The sequence below is a fragment of the Planctomonas psychrotolerans genome (assembly GCF_008642235.1).
Lineage (GTDB): Bacteria > Actinomycetota > Actinomycetes > Actinomycetales > Microbacteriaceae > Planctomonas > Planctomonas psychrotolerans.
Window position 1 is genome coordinate 2,367,599 of the sequence record NZ_SJEV01000001.1, and the last position, 19,435, is coordinate 2,387,033.

Consider the following 19,435-nt stretch of genomic DNA (forward strand, 5'->3'; position numbering starts at 1 on the left):
CCGCGACTGAAGTCGCCGACCGACCGGCTAGTCCGCGGGCGGGCCGAACAGGTCGGGCCAGAGCCCGGCGGCCAGTGAGTAGCCCACGAAGCTCACGATGTCGAGGATCCAGTGCGCGACGACGAGAGGCATCGTGCGCCCGTACCGTGCGTAGAACCACCCGAAGACGACGCCCATCACGACGTTGCCCACGAAGCCGCCGAACCCCTGGTACAGGTGGTAACTGCCGCGGAGCAGCGCGCTCGCGACGATGATCGGCCAGGTGCCCCAGCCCAGCTCACGGAGGCGGGTGAAGAGGTAGCCGACCACGATGATCTCCTCCACGAGGGCGGCGCGCAGTGCGGACAGCACGAGTACCGGCACCGTCCACCAGTGGGAGTCGAGGGCGGCGGGCACCACGTTCAACGACACCCCGAGCGCGCGAGCCGCGGCATACAGGCCGAGGCCCGGTATCCCGATGAGGGCGGCCAGCCCAACGCCGGTGGCGAGGTCGAAGCGCACCCGCCGAGCGTCCAGACCGATGCGGGTGAACGCCGACCGCCCGGGGAGCCACAGGAGATAGAGGGCGAGCGCCACTGGCACGATGTCGAAGAAGATGCCGAGCAGCTGGTAGATCAGGTCGAACACCGGGCGATCGCTGAGCGTCGGATTGAGCGTGGTGGTCTGCGAGGCGAGGGGCGTCTCGCGGGTGAGGCTGCTGGCGATGGACACCACCGAGTACACCGCCGACGCCCCGAGGGTGAGGCCGAGCACGATCGCGATCTCGACCCAGACGCGTCGACGTTCGAATCCGATCGCGGCGGGGCGGGGCGGAATCGGGCGCGACATGCCAGCATCCTATGCAGCCGTTCTGCTGCTCCCGGACCGAGCCGCGAGGATCGGCCGGTTCCGCTGCAGCGAAAGTATCGCACCCGCGCGCGACCGCAGTCGCCGACCGGTCCAGCGTTGTACATGCCGGATGAGTGCGTTCCCACCCTAGTTGGCGCACTGTTTGTGCGTCTCACGCAAGAAATCCAGCTGCGCGTTACCGATAGGTAACGTTTCCGTCCACGTTTTTGTCGAAAGCGAAGCGCCAACCTAGGGTTCTGAGTAAACCCAAGCGTGGAAGCGTGCCTACGCACGTGTCCGCACTTCACTTTGCACAGGAGGACAATTGAAGCTCAGACGCCTTGCGGTGGCTAGCGCCACGATTACCACTGGTGCCCTCATCCTGAGTGGTTGCGCAGCGCCACAGCAGGAGTCAGAGGTCATCGGCGGTACCGAGATCCGCGTTGCCTGGAACGACACGTTCCGCGAGTACAACAACCTGACCGCGACCGGTAACGCCACGGCGAACACCAACATCATCTACCTCGCGAACAAGAACTTCAATTACTACAACGACGTTCCGGAACTTGTTCGCGACGAGGACTTCGGCACCTACGAGGTGGAGTCCGAGGACCCGCTGACCATCAAGTACACGGTCAATGAAGACGTCACCTGGAGCGACGGCACGCCCGTCGACGCGGCCGACATGCTGCTGAACTGGGCGGCGAACACCACCCACGTGCAGACGGTCACCGAGGACGAGGTCACCACCGACGAAGAGACGGGAGCCGTGACCGACCAGGCCGGCGGTGTCTTCTTCAACAGCGGTGCGACCGAGGGCCAGGGCCTCGACCTCGTCAGCGAGGTCCCGGAGATCAGCGACGACGGCCGCAGCCTCACGTACGTCTACGACGAGCCGTACGTCGACTGGGAGGTCGCGACCGGTTCCGGTGTGGGCGTTTCCGCACACGGCACCATGCAGCTCGCCTTCCCGGACGAGGACTACTCGGGCGAGGAGGCGAAGGAGGCTCTGATCGAGGCGATCCAGAACAACGACGCCGCGGTCCTCGCCCCCGTCTCCGAGTCGTGGAACAACGACTACCGCTTCTCCGACATGCCGGAGGAGCCGCAGAAGGTGCTCTCCAACGGCGCGTACACCATCACCGACATGGTGGCCGAGCAGTACGTGGAGCTCACGGCCAACCCCGACTTCACCTGGGGTGAGAAGCCGAAGTACGAGAAGATCACCGTCCGTGTGATCGAGGACCCGCAGGCGCAGATCCAGGCGCTCCAGAACGGCGAGGTCGACATCGTCGCCGGTCAGCCGACCGCCGACCTGCTCCAGCAGGTGCAGGCGCTCGACGGCATCGAGTTCCAGGGCCAGTCCGAGGGCACCTACGAGCACGTCGACGTCCAGGTCACCAACGGTGGTCCGTTCGACCCCGCAACCTACGGTGGCGACGAGGCGAAGGCAGCCCTCATCCGTGAGGCGTTCTTCAAGACCGTTCCCCGTCAGGAGATCCTCGACAAGCTGATCCTCCCGCTGCAGGAGAACGCCGAACTGCGCAACTCCGTCGTCTTCGTTCCCGGCAGCGAGAACTACGAGGCGTCGGTCGAGGAGAACGGCTTCCCCGAGTACGAGGTCGACATCGAGGGTGCCACCGCGCTCCTCGCCGAGGCCGGAGTTCCGACCGTCGACGTCCGCGTGCTGTTCGCGCAGGGCAACACGCGTCGCCAGCAGGAGTTCGAGCTCATGCGCCAGTCCGCCGCTCAGGCCGGCATCAACCTCATCGACGCGTCCAGCGCCACGTGGGGTGTCGACCTGTCGACCAAGGCCGACGCGTACGACGCGGCGCTCTTCGGATGGCAGTCCACCAGCCTCGCCGTGGGCGAGTCCGGTCCGAACTACCAGACGGGTGGCCTGAACAACTACTACGGCTGGTCGAACCCGGAGATCGACGCCCTGTTCGATGAGCTGCAGACGCAGACCGACCCCGACGAGCAGCTCGAGACGCTCATCGAGGCCGAGACGCTGATCGCCGACCAGTACTGGACCGTTCCGATCTTCCAGTTCCCGGGCCTCACCGCTTGGAGCGACACGGTGACGAACGTCAAGCCCGCGACCCTGTCCCCGACCTACTTCTGGAACTACTGGGAGTGGGCCCCGGCTGACGGTGGCGAGAGCGAGTAAGCAGGTCTGATCCACCCCGTCGCACCGTGACGGGTAAGAAAGGGTGCCGGAGCCACGCGGTTCCGGCACCCTTTCGCTGCCACCTCTCTCGAATTCGTAACGGCCCGGGCGGAGCGTAAGCTCTGTGCGGTCGCTGTCAGCCGCCGGACACACACAGAAAGGGTCGATTCAGCCCTGTGCTCTCTTTCGTCCTGAGAAGACTCCTCGCCTCCGTCTTCATCCTCCTGGGTGCGAGCTTCATCATCTACGTCCTGGCGGCCAACGCGGGTGACCCCCTCGAGGATCTCCGCGCCTCCACCGCACCGAACCGCGAGGCGCTCATCGCGGCGCGCGTCGAGCTGCTGCAGCTGGATGTGCCCGCACCCGCCCGCTACTTCCTCTGGCTCGGGGGAGTGCTCGGCGCCTTCGTGGGCCAGTTCGACCTCGGCACCACCGTGTCCGGTCAGTCGGTCATCAACCTCATCAGCGACGCGATGTGGCAGACGATCCAGCTCGTCACCATCGCGAGCGTGATCGCGATCCTCATCGGCGTGATCGTGGGTATGACCACGGCTCTCCGCCAGTACAGCGGCTACGACTACACCGTCACGTTCTTCTCCTTCCTCTTCTTCTCCCTCCCCGTGTTCTTCGTGGCCGTGCTCCTGAAGGAGTACATGGCCATCGGCTTCAACGACTTCCTCACCAATCCGGCCATCCCGCCGATCGGCATCGTGATCATCTCGCTCGTCTCCGGCTTCGTGTGGATGACGATCATCGGCGGCGACCCGAAGCCCCGCCTCATCGTCTTCGGCTCGGCGACCCTCATCACCGCCGCGATCCTCGGCTACCTGCTGATCACCAACTGGTTCGAACGCCCGGGCCTCGGCGCCTTCCTGATCGGTGGCCTCGGCGCCGCCATCGCGGTCATCGTGACCTCGCTGTCCACCGGCCTCCGCAACCGCCGGGCGCTGTACGCGGCCCTCGCCATGGCCGCCCTCGGAGCCGCTCTCTGGTACCCGCTCCAGTTCGTGATGACCACCAGCGCCACGGTCATCGTGCCGGTGATGCTCATCGTCGCCTTCCTCGTGATCGGCGCCGTGGTCGGTTACCTCCTCGGACAGAACGACAAGATGGTGGCGGCGCGCGGCGCGGCCATCACGGGCGCCCTGGTCGGCGGACTCATCGTGCTCGACCGTGTCATGCAGGTGTGGCCCGACTACGTCGTCAACACCCGCGGCCGTCCGATCGCCACCATCGGGGCGTCGACGCCCGGGCTCGGCGGATCGATCTGGCAGGGTGCACTCGACAGCTACACCCACCTCCTGCTGCCCACCATCACCCTGCTGCTGCTCTCGGTGGCGAGCTACTCGCGGTACTCGCGGGCCAGCCTGCTCGAGGTCATGAACCAGGACTACGTGCGCACCGCGCGAGCCAAGGGCCTCACCGAGCGCACCGTTGTCATGCGGCACGCGTTCCGCAACGCCATGATCCCGATCGCCACGATCATCGCGTTCGACGTGGGCGGGCTGATCGGTGGTGCCGTCATCACGGAGACGATCTTCGCCTGGCGGGGGATGGGATCGATCTTCCAGGATGCGCTCGAGCACGTGGACCTGAATCCGCTGATGGCGTTCATCCTGATCACGAGCGCCCTCACCGTGCTGTTCAACCTCCTCGCCGACATCCTCTACTCCGTCCTCGATCCGCGAATCCGGGTGAGCTAGCCATGAGCAACATGATGATGGGCGACGGCAAGGAGCCCCTGACTCAGCACGAGTCGAACGACGAGCTCACGATCGAGCAGAAGGAGGTCGAGGGGCTCAGCCAGGGCACCGTCGTCCGCCGGCGTTTCTTCCGCCACCGCGGCGCGATGGCCGCGCTCGTGGTGCTCATCTCGCTCGCCCTGCTCGTCTACACCTCGATCGGCCTGCAGATCTTCGGATTCCGCGTGCCCGGCTGGTGGCAGTGGGGGTACGAGTCCGCCACCCCGCTCGTGAACGGCGGGAATCCGACCTGGGTGCTGCCCTTCAACTTCGGCGAGCACCCCTTCGGTCAGGACAACATCGGGCGTGACCTGTTCGCTCGCGTGATGCGCGGGACGCAGCAGTCCATCGTGGTCATGGCGCTGTACGGCGCCATCGCCGCCGTCATCGGCATCGTGGTGGGCGCGGTCTCCGGCTTCTTCCGCGGCTGGGTCGACTCGATCCTCATGCGCTTCACCGACCTGATCATCGTCATCCCCGTGATCGTGCTCGCCGCGGTGCTCGGCCGTACCGTCGGCAACCTCGGCGCCGTCGTGCTGGGGATCGTGCTCGGACTCGTGGGCTGGCCCACCCTCGCCCGTCTCGTGCGCGGGGAGTTCCTCAGCCTCCGTGAGCGCGAGTTCGTGGATGCCGCCCGTGTCGCCGGTGCATCGAGCTCGCGCATCGTGTTCCGCCACATCCTGCCCAACGCGATCGGCGTGGTCATCGTGAGCACCACGCTGCTGATGAGCGCCGCCATCCTGCTCGAGGCCGCGCTCTCCTTCCTCGGCTTCGGCATCGTGGCCCCCGACGTGTCGCTCGGTCAGCTCATCAACGAGTACCGCGACGCCTTCTCCACGCGGCCGTGGCTGTTCTGGTGGCCCGGCCTGTTCATCATCGCCATCGCGCTCTGCATCAACTTCATCGGTGACGGCCTGCGCGACGCCTTCGACCCGCGCCAGCGCCGGATGCCGGGGGCGAACGGTCCGTACCGCCAGATGTTCGCCATGGTCACCGGCCGCACGGCCCGCCAGCAGAACGCCGGTCCGGTCAAGCGCGCTCCCGGCGACCCGTCGCGGAAGGGCGGTCCGGCGGTATGACGCCGCTAGAGCGCGACGCTGAGCACCGCGAAACCGACCAGCGCGGCGAGCACCGCGACATCCGCCGCGTGCACGCGGGTCTCGACGTGCGTGCTGTCGGTGGCGGATCCGCCGCTGTGCTGGAGCGCCTCCCAGCGGGTGCGGATGATCGTCGCCGCGTCGCCGGAGTCGGACCTCGGCAGATCACCGGGTCGAACGGTCGAGCCCTCGTAGGCGCTCGCCGGCAGGTTCCGCACGTCGTTCGGTCCGAAGCGACTCGCAGCATGGCGGCCGGGAGCCGGCGCGGCCCACGCGACGTGCTTGCCGTCGGCGGTGAACAGGGTGAGCGCCCACTGAGTGTCGATGCGCTGGATCGCCGCCCACGGAACCCGCACGCTGGTGAACACGTTCCGCAGAGTCACCCCGTCGTGGGCGATGCGCACGTGCGGCTGCCACAGGGTGAGCCACGCGGCGTAGGCGAGCAGCAGCGGAAAGGCGGCGACGCGCAGGGCATCCGCGCCGCCGGCGAAGAACAGACTGCCCAGTGCGGCAGCGGAGATCAGGGCCACGAGGATCGTCAGGATCCGACCGAACGAGGGGCGGATCGTGATGCTCGTGTCCATGCGCCCATGGTCCCACGGCTTCCGCGAGTAACCCGAATCATCGAGGAGTGCGCAGCATGAACGCCGACACCACGCGAACGGCCACCCCGCTGGCGACCGTCGAACCCATCCTCGAGGTCACGGATCTCGGGGTGGAGTTCTGGGTGGGCAACGAGTGGGTGCCCGCCGCGGTCGATATCAACTACACGGTCAACCCCGGTGAGGTGCTGGCCATCGTGGGAGAGTCCGGGTCCGGCAAGAGCGTGAGCTCGATGTCGTTGCTCGGCCTGCTCCCCAAGAACGGCCGCGTCACCGGCAGCGCGAAGCTCCGCGGCACCGAGATGATCGGTGCCGACCAGGCCACGCTGCGCCGGGCCCGGGGCAACGACATCGCGGTGATCTTCCAGGAGCCGATGACCGCGCTGAACCCGGTGTACACCGTCGGATTCCAGATCGTCGAGGCGCTGCGGGTGCACTTCCCGATCACGCCGTCGAAGGCCAAGGAGCGCGCCCTCGAGCTCCTCGCGCTCGTGGAGATGCCCGACCCCGAGAAGGCGTTCAACTCCTACCCGCACCAGTTGTCGGGCGGACAGCGTCAACGCGCCATGATCGCCCAGTCGCTCTCCTGCGACCCGGACATGCTCATCGCCGATGAGCCGACCACGGCGCTCGACGTGACGATCCAGGCGGAGATCCTGCAGCTCCTGCGCAACCTGCACGAGCGGTTGAACAGTGCCATCGTGATCATCACCCACGACATGGGCGTGGTCGCCGACCTCGCGAGCAACGTGATCGTGATGAAGAGCGGTCGGGTGGTGGAGCGCGGCACCGTCGACGAGATCTTCAACTCGCCGAAGGATCCGTACACCCAGCAACTCCTCGCATCCGTGCCGCACCTCGGAACCGGTGAGGCGCAGGTGGTGCACGAGCAGAAGCGCACCACCGAGCCGGCGCTCTCCCTCGTGAACGTGGACATCGAATATCCGAAGCGCGGTCGCGTGCCGGCGTTCAAGGCCGTCGACAACGCGAGCTTCGACATCCACCCCGGCGAGATCGTCGGCGTGGTGGGGGAGTCGGGTTCTGGCAAGACCACGGTCGCCCGTGCGGTCGTCGGGCTGCTTCCCGTCGCCGCCGGAACGATGAGCGTGGTGGGCCAGAACATGTCGTCCGCATCGTCGAAGGAGCTGCGGGCCGTCCGTCGGAACATCGGCATCGTGTTCCAGGACCCCGGATCGTCCCTGAATCCGCGCTGGCCCATCGGCCAGAGCATCGCGGAGCCGCTCCTGCTGAGCGGGGAATTCGACAAGAAGCAGCAGAGCACTCGCGTCGAGGAGCTCCTCGACCAGGTCGAGCTGCCCCGATCGTTCCGCAACCGCTACCCGAACGAGCTTTCCGGCGGTCAGCGGCAGCGCGTCGGGATCGCCCGGGCGCTCGCGCTGCGACCCAAGCTGCTGGTGGCCGACGAGCCCACCTCGGCGCTCGACGTGTCGGTGCAGGCCCGCGTTCTCGACCTCCTGCAGGAGATCCAGGAGAGGCTGCAGTTCGCCTGCCTCTTCGTGAGCCACGACCTCGCCGTGGTCGACCTCCTCGCCGACCGCATCGTGGTGATGAACCACGGGAAGATCGTGGAGCAGGGACCCACCGAGAGCATCCTCCGCAACCCGCAGGACCCCTACACGCAGCGCCTCATCGCCGCGGTTCCGCTGCCCGACCCGGCGGCGCAGCGCGAGCGCCGGGAGCTGCGGAACGCGCTCATGGAACGCGGCATCGACGAGTAGAGCGCCGTCCCCTGGCGGAAACGTCCCGGGCTCCGGCGGAATACGCCCATCGGGGCGCGGTATGCGACCGTCGGGGCGCGGTTCACCGCGCCTTCGGCACCCGTTCAGAGAGGACGGGGTAGACTACATCGGTTGGAACCCGCATACGCGGATGCCTGACCTTCTTCGCCCAGCCGGCTCAGCGCCGCGACTGGCCCTCACACTCCCAAGGATTCACTATGGCGCTTGCCACGCGCGAGAACTTAAGAAATGTCGCCATCGTCGCTCACGTCGACCACGGCAAGACCACCCTGGTCGACGCGATGCTCAAGCAGACGAACTCGTTCGACGCCCACTTCGAGGGCGAGGACCGCATGATGGACTCGAACGACCTCGAGCGCGAAAAGGGCATCACCATCCTCGCCAAGAACACGGCGATCCTTTACAACGGTAAGCACGCCGAGCACGGCCCGGTCACGATCAACGTGATCGACACCCCCGGTCACGCCGACTTCGGTGGCGAGGTCGAGCGCGGCCTGTCCATGGTCGACGGTGTCGTCCTGCTCGTCGACGCGAGCGAGGGCCCGCTGCCGCAGACCCGTTTCGTGCTGCGCAAGGCGCTCGAGGCGAAGCTTCCCGTCATCCTGCTGGTCAACAAGACCGACCGCCCCGACGCGCGCATCGACGAGGTCGTGGCGGAGAGCCAGGACCTGCTCCTCGGTCTCGCGAGCGACCTCTCCGACGACGTGCCGGACCTCGACCTCGACGCGATCCTCGACGTGCCGGTGGTCTACGCCTCCGGTCGCAACGGCGCCGCGAGCGACAACAAGCCCGAGAACGGCACGTTGCCCGATAACGACGACCTCGAGCCGCTGTTCCACGCCATCCTGCAGCACGTTCCCGCGCCCCAGTACGACGATGAGCACCCCCTGCAGGCGCACGTCACCAACCTCGACGCGTCGCCCTTCCTCGGCCGTCTCGCCCTGCTCCGCGTCTTCCACGGCACCATCAACAAGGGCCAGACGGTGGCCTGGGTGAAGCATGACGGCAGCGTCGCGAACGTGCGCGTGACCGAGCTGCTCGCCACGAAGGCCCTGACCCGGTACCCGACCGAGTCCGCGGGTCCCGGTGACATCGTCGCCGTCGCCGGCTTCGCCGACATCACGATCGGTGAGACGCTCGCCGACCCCGACGACGTGCGCCCGTTGCCGACCATCACGGTCGACGACCCCGCCATCTCGATGACCATCGGCACGAACACGTCGCCGCTCGTCGGCAAGGTGAAGGGCTCCAAGCTCACCGCGCGCATGGTGAAGGACCGCCTCGACCGCGAGCTCATCGGTAACGTGTCGATCAAGCTCGTCGACATCGGTCGCCCGGACGCGTGGGAGGTGCAGGGCCGAGGAGAACTCGCCCTCGCCATCCTCGTCGAGCAGATGCGTCGCGAGGGCTACGAGCTCACCGTCGGCAAGCCGCAGGTGGTCACCAAGCAAATCGACGGCAAGCTGCACGAGCCGTTCGAGCACCTCACCATCGACTCGCCCGAGGAGCACCTCGGCGCGATCACGCAGCTCCTCGCCGCCCGCAAGGGTCGCATGGAGGGCATGAGCAACCACGGCACCGGATGGGTGCGCATGGAGTTCGTCGTGCCGTCGCGTGGCCTGATCGGATTCCGCACCGAGTTCCTCACCATCACCCGCGGCACCGGCATCGCGAACGCGATCTCGCACGGTTACGAGCCGTGGGCCGGCACCATCGAGACCCGCAGCAACGGGTCGATCGTGGCCGACCGCAACGGCGTCGCCACCCCGTTCGCCATGGTGGCCCTGCAGGAGCGCATGTCGTTCTTCGTTGAGCCGACCCAGGAGGTCTACGAGGGCATGGTCGTGGGCGAGAACTCGCGCGCGGACGACATGGACGTGAACATCACCAAGGAGAAGCAGCTCACCAACATGCGGCAGTCCACCTCGGACTCGTTCGAGCGCATGACTCCGTCGCGCAAGCTGACGCTCGAGGAGTGCCTCGAGTTCGCCCGCGAGGACGAGTGCGTGGAGGTCACGCCGTCGGTGATCCGCATCCGCAAGGTGGAGCTCGACCAGAACGCTCGGGCCCGCGCCACGTCGCGGCTCAAGAAGCAGAACGCGTAGGCGGCACCCGCCACCGCGTGCTCGTCCGGAACCGCCCGGCCCTCCTGGAGGGCTGGGCGGTTCCGTGTTTCCCGGCCTCTGCGCCGCAGGGTCGCTGAGCCCGTCGAAGGGGCGCCACCATCCGGTCCCTGACCCTGTCGAAGGGACGCAGGCCCACGGTCCCTGAGCCTGTTGAAGGGACGCGCCGCACGGTCCCTGAGCTTGTCGAAGGGACGCACGCCCACGGTCCCTGAGCCTGTCGAAGGGACGCACGCCCACGGTCGCTGAGCCTGTCGAAGGGACGCACGCCCACGGTCCCTGAGCTTGTCGAAGGGACGCGCCGCACGGTCCCTGAGCCTGTCGAAGGGACGCACGCCCACGGTCCCTGAGCCTGTCGAAGGGACGCAATGGGTCCAGCCGTGTGGGAGGTGCGGAGGTGGCGTGCTGGGGCTCCGCCCATCGATGCCCACCGACCCCGAGCCCCACCACGCCACCTCCGCCCCCAACTGCTCGGTCGGGAGGCGGTCCTCGAGGTGGGCGAGGCAGCTCATGAGGCCACGGTCGCTGAGCCTGTCGAAGGGACGCACGCCCACGGTCCCTGAGCCTCGAAGGGACGCCACCGGTACGGTCCCTGAGTCGATCAAGGCACCACGATCCGTCATCGGACCCACCCCATCGAGCGCCGCGCCGCCTCACCCCGCCTTCGGCGCTCCCGCGATCCGGTACGACTCACGCAGGCGGTACTCCAACTCCCCGTCATCGACCTCGGTCAGACGGAGCAGTACGAGCAAGGGCGACCGATCGTGGTGAGGAGTCCAGAAGTAGACGTTCGGATAGACGCTGACCAGAGCATCGCGGTCATCGGTCTTGATCGTCAGCACGCCGTCCTCCCAGATCCGCGCCATCAGCGTGCGAGCGAACCACGCAGGTTGCCCCCAACTCGTGCGCTCCGTCACTCCCGGTAGCTGCGCACAGATGCGGCGCACATCGTCTTCGGTCGGCATGGTGGGAGCATAGGACTCGACCCGCCGTTCGCGACACGTTCGGGTTCGGATCGCCGAGCCGAGTGCTCTTTCCTCCACAGGCTGCCGATGTGGACGGATGTCCACAGATATGCATTTGATCTGGGGTTTCGTCGGCGGGAATGTCGGTGGTGGGGTGGATCGTTGACGCATGGACCCCACCGTCGAGGCGCTGACCGGGATCGCGGACGCGATCGCCGACACGCTGCCCTGCGACGCCGTGGCCGGGCTGGACGATGACCGTCTGCTGGCCGTGGTCCGTGCCGTGGAGGCGGTCGGTCGGCGGGTGGATGCGTTGCGGGTCACGGTAGCGGCGGAGGTCGCGGAACGCTCCCGGAAACCTTTGGGTTCCGCGGGGCTCGCCGCTCGGTGCGGGTGCCGCACCCCCGCCGAGCTGCTGCAGCGCACCACCCTCGCCTCCGCATCCACCCTGTACCGGCGGGTCGCGTTGGGTGCCGCCGTACGCCCCAGGGTGTCGCTGACCGGGGACCCGTTACCGGCCCGGTTCGACCGGGTCGGTGCAGCATTCCGCGCCGGGACGATCGGCATCGACACCGCGTCGGCGATCACCGGTGTCCTCGGGCCGCTGCACGACCGGGTGGCCGCCGACTCGATCGAGCGCGCGGAGGAAGAACTGGTCGCCGCGGCGACCGGGACCGGGCCGGACACCCCGGTCCCGGCCGGTGCGGACGAGGTGCGCAGTATCGCGCTGGTGTGGCAGGCGTTCCTCGATCCCGACGGTGTCGAGGTCGCCGAGGAGGAGGCGATGCGGCACCGGATCTTCTCCATCGGCAAACGCCTGCACCGTGGCCTCGTCCCGATGAAGCTCCTGGTGCTGCCCGAGGCGGCGGGCCGGGTGGAGAAGTTCTTCGACGCACACCTCACCCCCGCCCAAGACCATCACCCCGAAGGTGCCGCTACCGGTGACACCACCGATGCCAAGGACACCATCGCCGCCGTGCCGGGTGAGACCCGGTCGAGGGACCAACAACGCCACGACGTATTCATCGCCCTCATCGACACCCTCGCCCGCACCCCCGGCACACCCCAGGTCGGCGGCGCAGCCCCCACGGTGCTGGTCACCGTCCACGCCGACGACCTCGCCCAAGGCCGCGCCGTCGGATTCTCGGACGGCGTGGATACCCCGCTGTCCGCGACCACGGTCGAGCAGATGATCTGCACCGGCGGCACCCAGAACGTCGTTCTTGCCGGGAACGGGCGGATTCTCGCCCTCGGCTCCCCGGAACGGTGCTTCACCCCACGACAACGACGCGCCATCACCGCCCGAGACGGCGGATGCATCATCCCCGGCTGCCCGATCCCGGCCACCTGGTGCGAGATCCACCACGTTCTCCCGGCCGCCGAAGGCGGACCCACTCACACCGACAACGGCGTGCTGCTGTGCTGGTTCCACCACCGCACCATCACCACCTCCGGCTGGTGCATCCGCATGCACCACGGCACACCCCAAGTGCAACCACCACCCTGGATCGACCCCAACTCCGAATGGCGACCCGCCAACAAAGCACGAACCACCCTCACTCACCACCTGAGGCAACGCACCACTCGAGCCTCGATTCCATCGCCGGCGCCACCCGGATCCCCGCGTCGCGTCAACCGGTATGGAGGAGGTGTGGCGTTCCGCCCCAGCCCGGAACCGCCGGAAGTACTGCGCACGTGACATCCGAAGCCGCCACATGAAGTGCTCGCACCGGAGTGCCGCCACAGTCACCGCTGCTGCTGCTGCTGCTGCTGCTGCTGCTGCTGCTGCTGCAGCAATTACAACCGCCACCGCCACCGCCACCCGCACCGCCAACGCCACCATCACCACCGTCACCGCGCCGTCGGCCCGCCCGTCCTGGGGAGGTTCGCCGTGCTTCTAGGCTTGACGGATGACGATCGACACCTCCCTTCCCGACCCGCACCTCTGGTTGGAAGACATCCACGGCCGCGAGGCACTCGCCTGGGCCGAGGAGCACACCGACGCGACGAAGGCGTGGCTGGCATCCGACGGCTACGAGGCCTCGGTGGAGCGGCTGCTCGAGGTGTACGACTCCGACGACCGCATCCCGCTGGTGCACCGTCGCGCCGGGTACTACTACAACCTCTGGCGCGACCGGGAGCACCCTCGGGGACTCTGGCGCCGCACCACTCGCGAGAGCTACCTGTCGGACGCCCCGGAGTGGGACGTGCTCCTCGATGTGGACGAACTCGGCCGAGTGGAGGGCACGGCGTGGGTGTTCGCCGGCGCACGGCTGCTCCACCCCGACGCCGACCTGGCGCTGATCTCCCTCTCACCGGACGGGGGAGACGCCACCACCGTGCGGGAGTTCGACCTGACCACCCGCAGCTTCGTGCCCGACGGATTCGTGGTGCCGACCGCGAAGGGCAGCGTCAGCTGGATCGACCGCGACACCATCTTCGTCGCGACGGACTTCGGGCCGGGCACCATGACGGAGTCCAGTTACCCGCGCACGGTGCGCCGCTGGCGACGCGGGCAGCCGCTCGGCGAGGCGCAACTGGTGCGCGAGGTGCTGTCGACCGACATGCTCGTATCGGCGAAGCACGACCACACGCCCGGGTTCGAACGCGACATCGTCACCGAGGTCGTCGACTTCTATCGCAGCCGCACACTCCTCCTGCGGGGCGGCGACGCGGTCGTCATCGACCTGCCGCTCGACGTGGACATCGACATTCACCGGGAGTGGCTGCTCGTTCGCACGGTCACCGAGACGGAACTGGGGGAGAAGCGGTACCCGGCCGGATGCCTGCTGGCGATCGAACTGGAGGCGTTCCTCGCCGGCGATCGCACCATGACGGTGCTGTTCCAGCCCGACGAGCACACCGCTCTCGAGGGTTGGGCGTGGACTCGACACGCCCTGATGCTCACGTTGCTGCAGGACGTCGCATCGCGGATCCGCGTGCTCCGCCCCGACGACGGGTGGCGCTCCTCCGAGCTCGGCGGGCTTCCCGAGTTCGGTGCGGTCACAGTGCTGGACACCGACCCCGACGAGTCCGACGAGTACTGGTTGCACGTCGCCGGGTTCCTCACGCCGCCGACGGTGCGGGAGGGCGTTCTCGATGGAGATACGGGGGACACCGTCGGGCACCGGCTGGCCAAGGCGTCGGCGTCGTTCTTCCCGGAGGACTCGTACGACGTCGGTCAGCACTGGGCCGTCTCGGCCGACGGCACGCGCATCCCGTACTTCCAGATCGCGCCGAAGGGGCTGACGCTCGACGGCTCGCATCCGACGGTGCTGTCGGGCTACGGCGGCTTCGAGCACGCGCGGCTCCCGATGTACAGCGGAGTCGTCGGCCGGGCCTGGCTCGAGCGTGGCGGCGTCTACGTGGTGGCGAACATCCGCGGCGGCGGTGAGTACGGGCCCGCCTGGCACCGCGCCGCACTGAAGGAGAACCGGCACCGGGCGTACGAGGACTTCGCTGCCGTGGCCACCCACCTCATCGAGCGCGGCGTGACCACCGCAGAACGGCTCGGCTGCGAGGGCCGCAGCAACGGCGGCCTGCTCGTCGGCAACATGCTCACGACGTACCCGGAGCTGTTCGGCGCGATCGTGTGCGGGGTGCCGCTCCTCGACATGCAGCGGTACACCCGTCTGTCCGCCGGGGCGTCGTGGATCGCGGAGTACGGCGATCCGGATGACCCGGCGGAATGGGAGTACATCCGCGGGTTCTCGCCCTACCACAACGTGCGGGACGACACCGCGTATCCGCCGAGCCTCTTCTACGCCGCGACGAGCGACGATCGAGTCGGGCCGGTCCAGGCGCGCAAGATGGTCGCCCGGATGGAGGAGTTCGGCATCCCCGGGGTGCGCTATTACGAGAACTCCGACGGCGGCCATGGCGGCTCGGTGGACAACCGCAGCACCGCGGAGCTGCAGGCGGCGATCTGGGAGTTCTTCTGGCGAAGCCTGTCATGAGCAGAGGTAGCAGAAGCGGCGGTGTCGGAAACGGCGGTGCCAGTAGCGACGGTGCCCTGAGCGACGGCGCCGCGAGCGACGGCGACCGCGAGCACGTCTTGTTCGTGCACGCCCACCCCGACGACGAGACCCTCGAGACCGGGGGCACCATCGCGCTGCTGCTCGACTCCGGTATTCCCGTCACCGTGCTCACCGCCACTCGTGGGGAGCGCGGCGAAGTGATTCCCGACGACCTCGGATCGCTGCGGGACGATCCGCACCGGCTCGGGCGGCACCGCGAGGGCGAACTCCGGGAGGCCATGCGGGAACTCGGCGTCACCGATCACCGGTTCCTCGGCTCTGAGGACGCCCGCGCCCTCGGGTTGACGCCCCGCCGGTATCTCGACTCGGGCATGGAATGGCGCGAGGACGGCAACCCGGGGCCCCAGAGCCCGCTGGACCCGCACTCGCTCTGTGCGGCCGACCCCGAAGAGGTCGCGTCCGACGTGCTCGAGGTGGTGCTCGCCACCCGGACGACCGCCATCGTGACCTACAACGACTACGGCGGCTACGGTCATCCCGACCACATCGCCGTGCACCACGCGGCGGTGCGCGCCGCGAGCATGGCCGGCGTGCCGGTGTTCGCCATCGAATACCCGCGGTCCGCGGCCGCCGCGTCCCGCGCCGCCGTGGCCGAGCGCGGCCGCTTCGACGAGCCGACCCAGCACGAGACCACCACCGTGCCCGACGGCTCCGCGCCCATCCGGGTCGACGTGTCCGCCCAGCTGCCCCGGAAGATCGCCGCACTCCGCGCGCACCGATCGCAGGTGGTCGTCGACGGCGACCAGTACGGCCTGTCCAACGGCCGCGGCGAGGTGGTGCGCGACACGGAGTACTTCCGGGAGATCTCGAGTGACGATCCCGAGCGCTACACGCCGACCCTCCTGCATCGGATGCTGGGCTACGGCCTGGCCGGGCTGGTGGGCGTGCTCTTCGCCGCCATCGCGACCGCCGTGCACCGGGTCGAGTGGACGGTGGCGTCGAGCGCCCTGCCGGTCGGCCTGGTGCTCGCCCTCGTCTCCGTCGCCGCCCTCCTCCTCGGAATGCGACTCGTGCTGCGGGACCGGTACTACGTCGGCGCGGCGGCCGTCGGTATCGTCGTGGCGATCGTGGCCTTCTCCACGCCCGGTGCCGGCGGGTCCGCGTTCTTCCCGGAGTCGCTTCCCAGCGTCCTGTGGCTGCTCGTACCGCCGATCATCGCCACGGTGGTCGTGGCCTGGCCACGCCTGCCCGAACGCCACGCGTAGACTGGAAGCTCAGTTGTCATGAAGGGACCACGCCGCAAGTGACCTACGTCATCGCCCTACCCTGTGTGGACCTCAAGGACCGCGCGTGCATCGACGAATGCCCGGTGGACTGCATCTACGAGGGTGAGCGCTCGCTCTACATCCACCCGGACGAATGCGTCGACTGCGGCGCCTGCGAACCCGTCTGCCCCGTCGAGGCGATCTACTACGAGGACGACCTGCCCGACAAGTGGGCGGACTACTACAAGGCGAACGTGGACTTCTTCGACGACATCGGGTCGCCCGGCGGAGCGGCCAAGGTCGGCGTCATCGCCAAGGACCACCCGCTGATCGCCGCCCTCCCGCCGCAGACGCACGACGTCTAAGAGATGCTCGGCACGCTGCCCGACTACCCGTGGGACCTCATCGCCCCCTTCGCCGAACGGGCGCGACGCCACCCCGACGGGATCGTCGACCTGTCCATCGGCTCGCCGGTCGACCCGACGCCGGAGAACATCCGCATCGCGCTCGCCGAGGCCACCGATGCTCACGCGTATCCCACCACGGTCGGCACCGCCGAGCTCCGCGAGTCGATCGTCGACTGGTTCGCCCGCCGCAGGAACGTGACGCTGGACGTCGACAGCGTGCTGCCGACGATCGGATCGAAGGAGATGGTGGCCTGGCTGCCATTCATGCTGGGGCTCGGTGCGGGCGACGTGGTCGTCCAGCCCTCCATCGCCTATCCGACCTATGCCATCGGCGCCGCGCTGGCGGGAGCCGACGTGGTCTCTGCCGATGATCCGGCGGACTGGCCGGACTCCACCAGGCTGGTGTGGCTGAACAGCCCCTCGAACCCCGACGGTCGAGTGCTCGACGTGGACGCCCTCCGGGCTGCGGTGGTTCGCGCCCGCGAACTGGGCGCCGTCATCGCGAACGACGAGTGCTACGCCGAGCTGGGCTGGGGGAAGTGGGCGGATGCCCCCACGCCGTGCATCCTCGACCCCCGGGTGGTCGGCGACGACGCTACGGGCGTCGTCGCGCTGTACTCGCTGAGCAAGCAGTCGAATCTGGCCGGTTACCGCGGCGCCGTGATCGCCGGTGACCGGAGCGTGATCGACCGGCTGATCTCGGTGCGGAAGCACGCCGGCCTCATGGTGCCGGCACCCCTGCAGCACGCCATGAGCGTGGCGTTCGCGGACGACGGCCACGTCGCCGAGCAGCGCGAGCGCTACCGGGTGCGTCGGGAGAAGCTGCTGCCCGCACTGGAGGGATACGGTCTCCGCGTCGACTCCAGTGAAGCCGGCCTGTACCTGTGGGCCACCGCGGGGGAGGACGCCTGGACCACTCTCGGCGAACTCGCCGACCTCGGCATCCTCGCCGGTCCCGGCCCGTTCTACGGGGATGCATCGCCGCACCACGTGCGGTTGTCGCTCACCGCCACCGACGAGCGCATCGACGCCGCGGTGGCCCGGCTGTCCGCCGCGCGAGCGGGCTGAGTCAACCTCCAACGGAATGGCCCCAGCACTGGCGGATGCAACAGTTGCCGTCCGCTCCGATTAGGCTTCGTTAAGTTCTTCGCTCCCCGGAGCGCACCCCACCACCACAGCATCAAGGAGGCGCCGTGAGCGATGTCGCGCAGAACGATCAGGCGGACAAGGCCGTACTCAGCTACCCCGGCGGCACGGCGGAATTCCCGATCCTCCAGGCGGTGGAGGGGGCGAGCAGCATCGACATCTCGACCCTGACCAAGCAGACCGGGTACACGACGCTCGACACCGGATTCGTCAACACCGCCTCGACCCGCTCGGCGATCACCTACATCGACGGCGACCAGGGAATCCTGCGCTACCGCGGCTACCCGATCGAGCAGCTCGCCACGCAGTCCACCTATCTGGAGACGGCCTGGCTGCTGATCCACGGGGAGCTGCCCAGCGCGAGCGAGCTCGGCAAGTTCGACGACGACATCCGCCGCCACACCCTGCTGCACGAGGACTTCAAGGGCGTCTTCCGCGCCCTGCCCACCAACGCCCACCCCATGTCGGTGCTCTCGAGCTGCGTGTCCGCCCTGTCGACCTACTACGAGGACTCGCTGAGCCCCGCCGACCCCGAGCAGGTGGAGCTCGCCACCATCCGCCTCATCGCCAAGCTGCCGGTCATCGCCGCCTACTCGCACAAGAAGAGCATGGGCCAGGCGTTCCTGTACCCCGACAACTCGCTCGGCTACGTCGACAACTTCCTGCGTCTCAACTTCGGCAACAACGCCGAACCGTACGAGATCGACCCCGTGGTCTCCCGCGCCCTCGAACGCCTGCTCATCCTGCACGAGGACCACGAGCAGAACGCGTCGACCTCGACCGTGCGGCTCGTCGGCTCGACCGGCGCCAACATGTTCACCTCGGTGTCCGCCGGCATCGACGCCCTGTTCGGTCCGCTCCATGGCGGCGCGAACGAGGCCGTGCTCTCCATGCTGGCCCGCATCCGCGACTCGGGCGAGTCGGTGGACCGGTTCGTCGAGCGGGTCAAGAACAAGGAGGACGGCGTCCGCCTGATGGGCTTCGGGCACCGCGTCTACAAGAACTTCGACCCGCGGGCGAAGCTCGTGAAGGAGAGCGCCGACGAGGTGCTCGCCGCCCTCGGCATCTCCGACCCGCTGCTCGACATCGCCAAGGAACTCGAAGCGGTCGCCCTCGCCGACGACTACTTCATCCAGCGTCGCCTGTACCCGAACGTCGACTTCTACACCGGCGTGATCTACAAGGCGCTCGGCTTCCCGACGCGCATGTTCACCGCCCTCTTCGCTCTCGGCAGGTTGCCGGGATGGATCGCCCACTGGCGGGAGATGAACGAGGACCCGGCCACCAAGATCGGCCGCCCGCAGCAGCTGTACGTGGGCTCAGGGGCGAGGGACCTGCCGAGCCGCTGACCCG

Annotated in this window: 15 protein-coding genes; 12 read left to right on the top strand and 3 right to left on the bottom strand. The window is 68.2% G+C overall.

The features are described 5' to 3' along the window. Positions 1-27: 27 nt before the first annotated feature. Positions 28-828 carry a CPBP family intramembrane glutamic endopeptidase gene (locus tag EY822_RS10930; RefSeq protein ID WP_150308286.1) on the bottom strand — a complete coding sequence of 267 codons (801 nt, stop codon included), beginning with the start codon at positions 826-828 and terminating at the stop codon, positions 28-30. A gap of 346 nt (positions 829-1,174) precedes the next feature. On the opposite strand from EY822_RS10930, the gene EY822_RS10935 reads away from it, so the two are divergent. The 3 genes from EY822_RS10935 (at position 1,175) to EY822_RS10945 (ending at position 5,819) form a co-directional block, all read left to right on the top strand. Further along, positions 1,175-2,998 (top strand): ABC transporter family substrate-binding protein, encoded by a 1,824-nt coding sequence (locus tag EY822_RS10935; protein ID WP_227497218.1) that lies wholly within the window; start codon positions 1,175-1,177, stop codon positions 2,996-2,998. Between the two features lie 176 nt (positions 2,999-3,174). Beyond that, on the top strand, positions 3,175-4,701 hold the full coding sequence (locus EY822_RS10940) for an ABC transporter permease (protein WP_150308288.1): 1,527 nt from the start codon (positions 3,175-3,177) through the stop codon (positions 4,699-4,701). A gap of 2 nt (positions 4,702-4,703) precedes the next feature. Continuing rightward, positions 4,704-5,819: an ABC transporter permease gene (locus EY822_RS10945; RefSeq protein WP_150308289.1), complete on the top strand. Its 1,116-nt coding sequence runs from the start codon at positions 4,704-4,706 to the stop codon at positions 5,817-5,819. A 5-nt stretch (positions 5,820-5,824) separates the two neighbouring features. Here EY822_RS10945 and EY822_RS10950 read toward each other — a convergent pair whose 3' ends face one another. Beyond that, positions 5,825-6,421 (bottom strand): PH domain-containing protein, encoded by a 597-nt coding sequence (locus EY822_RS10950; protein ID WP_150308290.1) that lies wholly within the window; start codon positions 6,419-6,421, stop codon positions 5,825-5,827. Between the two features lie 56 nt (positions 6,422-6,477). Here EY822_RS10950 and EY822_RS10955 point away from each other — a divergent pair, with 56 nt between their 5' ends. Next, positions 6,478-8,178, top strand: coding sequence for an ABC transporter ATP-binding protein (locus EY822_RS10955; protein WP_150308291.1), 1,701 nt, complete (start codon positions 6,478-6,480; stop codon positions 8,176-8,178). A gap of 218 nt (positions 8,179-8,396) precedes the next feature. Beyond that, complete coding sequence (gene typA, locus EY822_RS10960) at positions 8,397-10,304, top strand: translational GTPase TypA (RefSeq protein ID WP_150308292.1); 1,908 nt, start codon at positions 8,397-8,399, stop codon at positions 10,302-10,304. 671 nt (positions 10,305-10,975) lie between these two features. On the opposite strand, the gene EY822_RS10965 is transcribed toward typA, so the two are convergent. Then, positions 10,976-11,287, bottom strand: coding sequence for an MmcQ/YjbR family DNA-binding protein (locus EY822_RS10965; RefSeq protein ID WP_150308293.1), 312 nt, complete (start codon positions 11,285-11,287; stop codon positions 10,976-10,978). A gap of 169 nt (positions 11,288-11,456) precedes the next feature. Here EY822_RS10965 and EY822_RS10970 point away from each other — a divergent pair, with 169 nt between their 5' ends. From EY822_RS10970 to EY822_RS11000, 7 genes are all read left to right on the top strand, one after another. Then, positions 11,457-12,986, top strand: coding sequence for an HNH endonuclease signature motif containing protein (locus tag EY822_RS10970; RefSeq protein ID WP_150308294.1), 1,530 nt, complete (start codon positions 11,457-11,459; stop codon positions 12,984-12,986). Positions 12,987-13,002: 16 nt separating this feature from the next. Continuing rightward, a complete protein-coding gene (locus tag EY822_RS15465; protein WP_227497219.1) occupies positions 13,003-13,188 on the top strand; it encodes a hypothetical protein in 186 nt (61 codons plus the stop codon). A gap of 9 nt (positions 13,189-13,197) precedes the next feature. Next, complete coding sequence (locus EY822_RS10980; RefSeq protein ID WP_150308296.1) at positions 13,198-15,243, top strand: prolyl oligopeptidase family serine peptidase; 2,046 nt, start codon at positions 13,198-13,200, stop codon at positions 15,241-15,243. Further along, entirely contained in the window at positions 15,240-16,529 is a 1,290-nt protein-coding gene (locus EY822_RS10985; RefSeq protein ID WP_150308297.1) for a DUF6113 family protein, read from the top strand. The genes EY822_RS10980 and EY822_RS10985 overlap by 4 nt, the downstream gene beginning before the upstream one ends. Positions 16,530-16,567: 38 nt before the next feature. Beyond that, positions 16,568-16,894, top strand: a complete 327-nt coding sequence (gene fdxA, locus EY822_RS10990; protein ID WP_150308298.1) for a ferredoxin — start codon at positions 16,568-16,570, stop codon at positions 16,892-16,894. 3 nt (positions 16,895-16,897) lie between these two features. Next, a complete protein-coding gene (dapC, locus tag EY822_RS10995; protein WP_150308299.1) occupies positions 16,898-18,004 on the top strand; it encodes a succinyldiaminopimelate transaminase in 1,107 nt (368 codons plus the stop codon). Positions 18,005-18,129: 125 nt separating this feature from the next. Then, positions 18,130-19,431 (top strand): citrate synthase, encoded by a 1,302-nt coding sequence (locus tag EY822_RS11000; RefSeq protein ID WP_150308300.1) that lies wholly within the window; start codon positions 18,130-18,132, stop codon positions 19,429-19,431. Positions 19,432-19,435 lie beyond the last annotated feature (4 nt).

Bases quoted from the DNA above. Each gene is read 5' to 3' on its own strand.
- EY822_RS15465 (WP_227497219.1), top strand. From the start codon at position 13,003: ATGAAGTGCTCGCACCGGAGTGCCGCCACAGTCACCGCTGCTGCTGCT.
- EY822_RS10955 (WP_150308291.1), top strand. From the start codon at position 6,478: ATGAACGCCGACACCACGCGAACGGCCACCCCGCTGGCGACCGTCGAA.
- EY822_RS10970 (WP_150308294.1), top strand. From the start codon at position 11,457: ATGGACCCCACCGTCGAGGCGCTGACCGGGATCGCGGACGCGATCGCC.
- EY822_RS10965 (WP_150308293.1), bottom strand. From the start codon at position 11,287: ATGCCGACCGAAGACGATGTGCGCCGCATCTGTGCGCAGCTACCGGGA.
- EY822_RS10980 (WP_150308296.1), top strand. From the start codon at position 13,198: ATGACGATCGACACCTCCCTTCCCGACCCGCACCTCTGGTTGGAAGAC.
- typA (WP_150308292.1), top strand. From the start codon at position 8,397: ATGGCGCTTGCCACGCGCGAGAACTTAAGAAATGTCGCCATCGTCGCT.
- EY822_RS10945 (WP_150308289.1), top strand. From the start codon at position 4,704: ATGAGCAACATGATGATGGGCGACGGCAAGGAGCCCCTGACTCAGCAC.
- EY822_RS10930 (WP_150308286.1), bottom strand. From the start codon at position 828: ATGTCGCGCCCGATTCCGCCCCGCCCCGCCGCGATCGGATTCGAACGT.
- EY822_RS10985 (WP_150308297.1), top strand. From the start codon at position 15,240: ATGAGCAGAGGTAGCAGAAGCGGCGGTGTCGGAAACGGCGGTGCCAGT.
- dapC (WP_150308299.1), top strand. From the start codon at position 16,898: ATGCTCGGCACGCTGCCCGACTACCCGTGGGACCTCATCGCCCCCTTC.
- EY822_RS10950 (WP_150308290.1), bottom strand. From the start codon at position 6,421: ATGGACACGAGCATCACGATCCGCCCCTCGTTCGGTCGGATCCTGACG.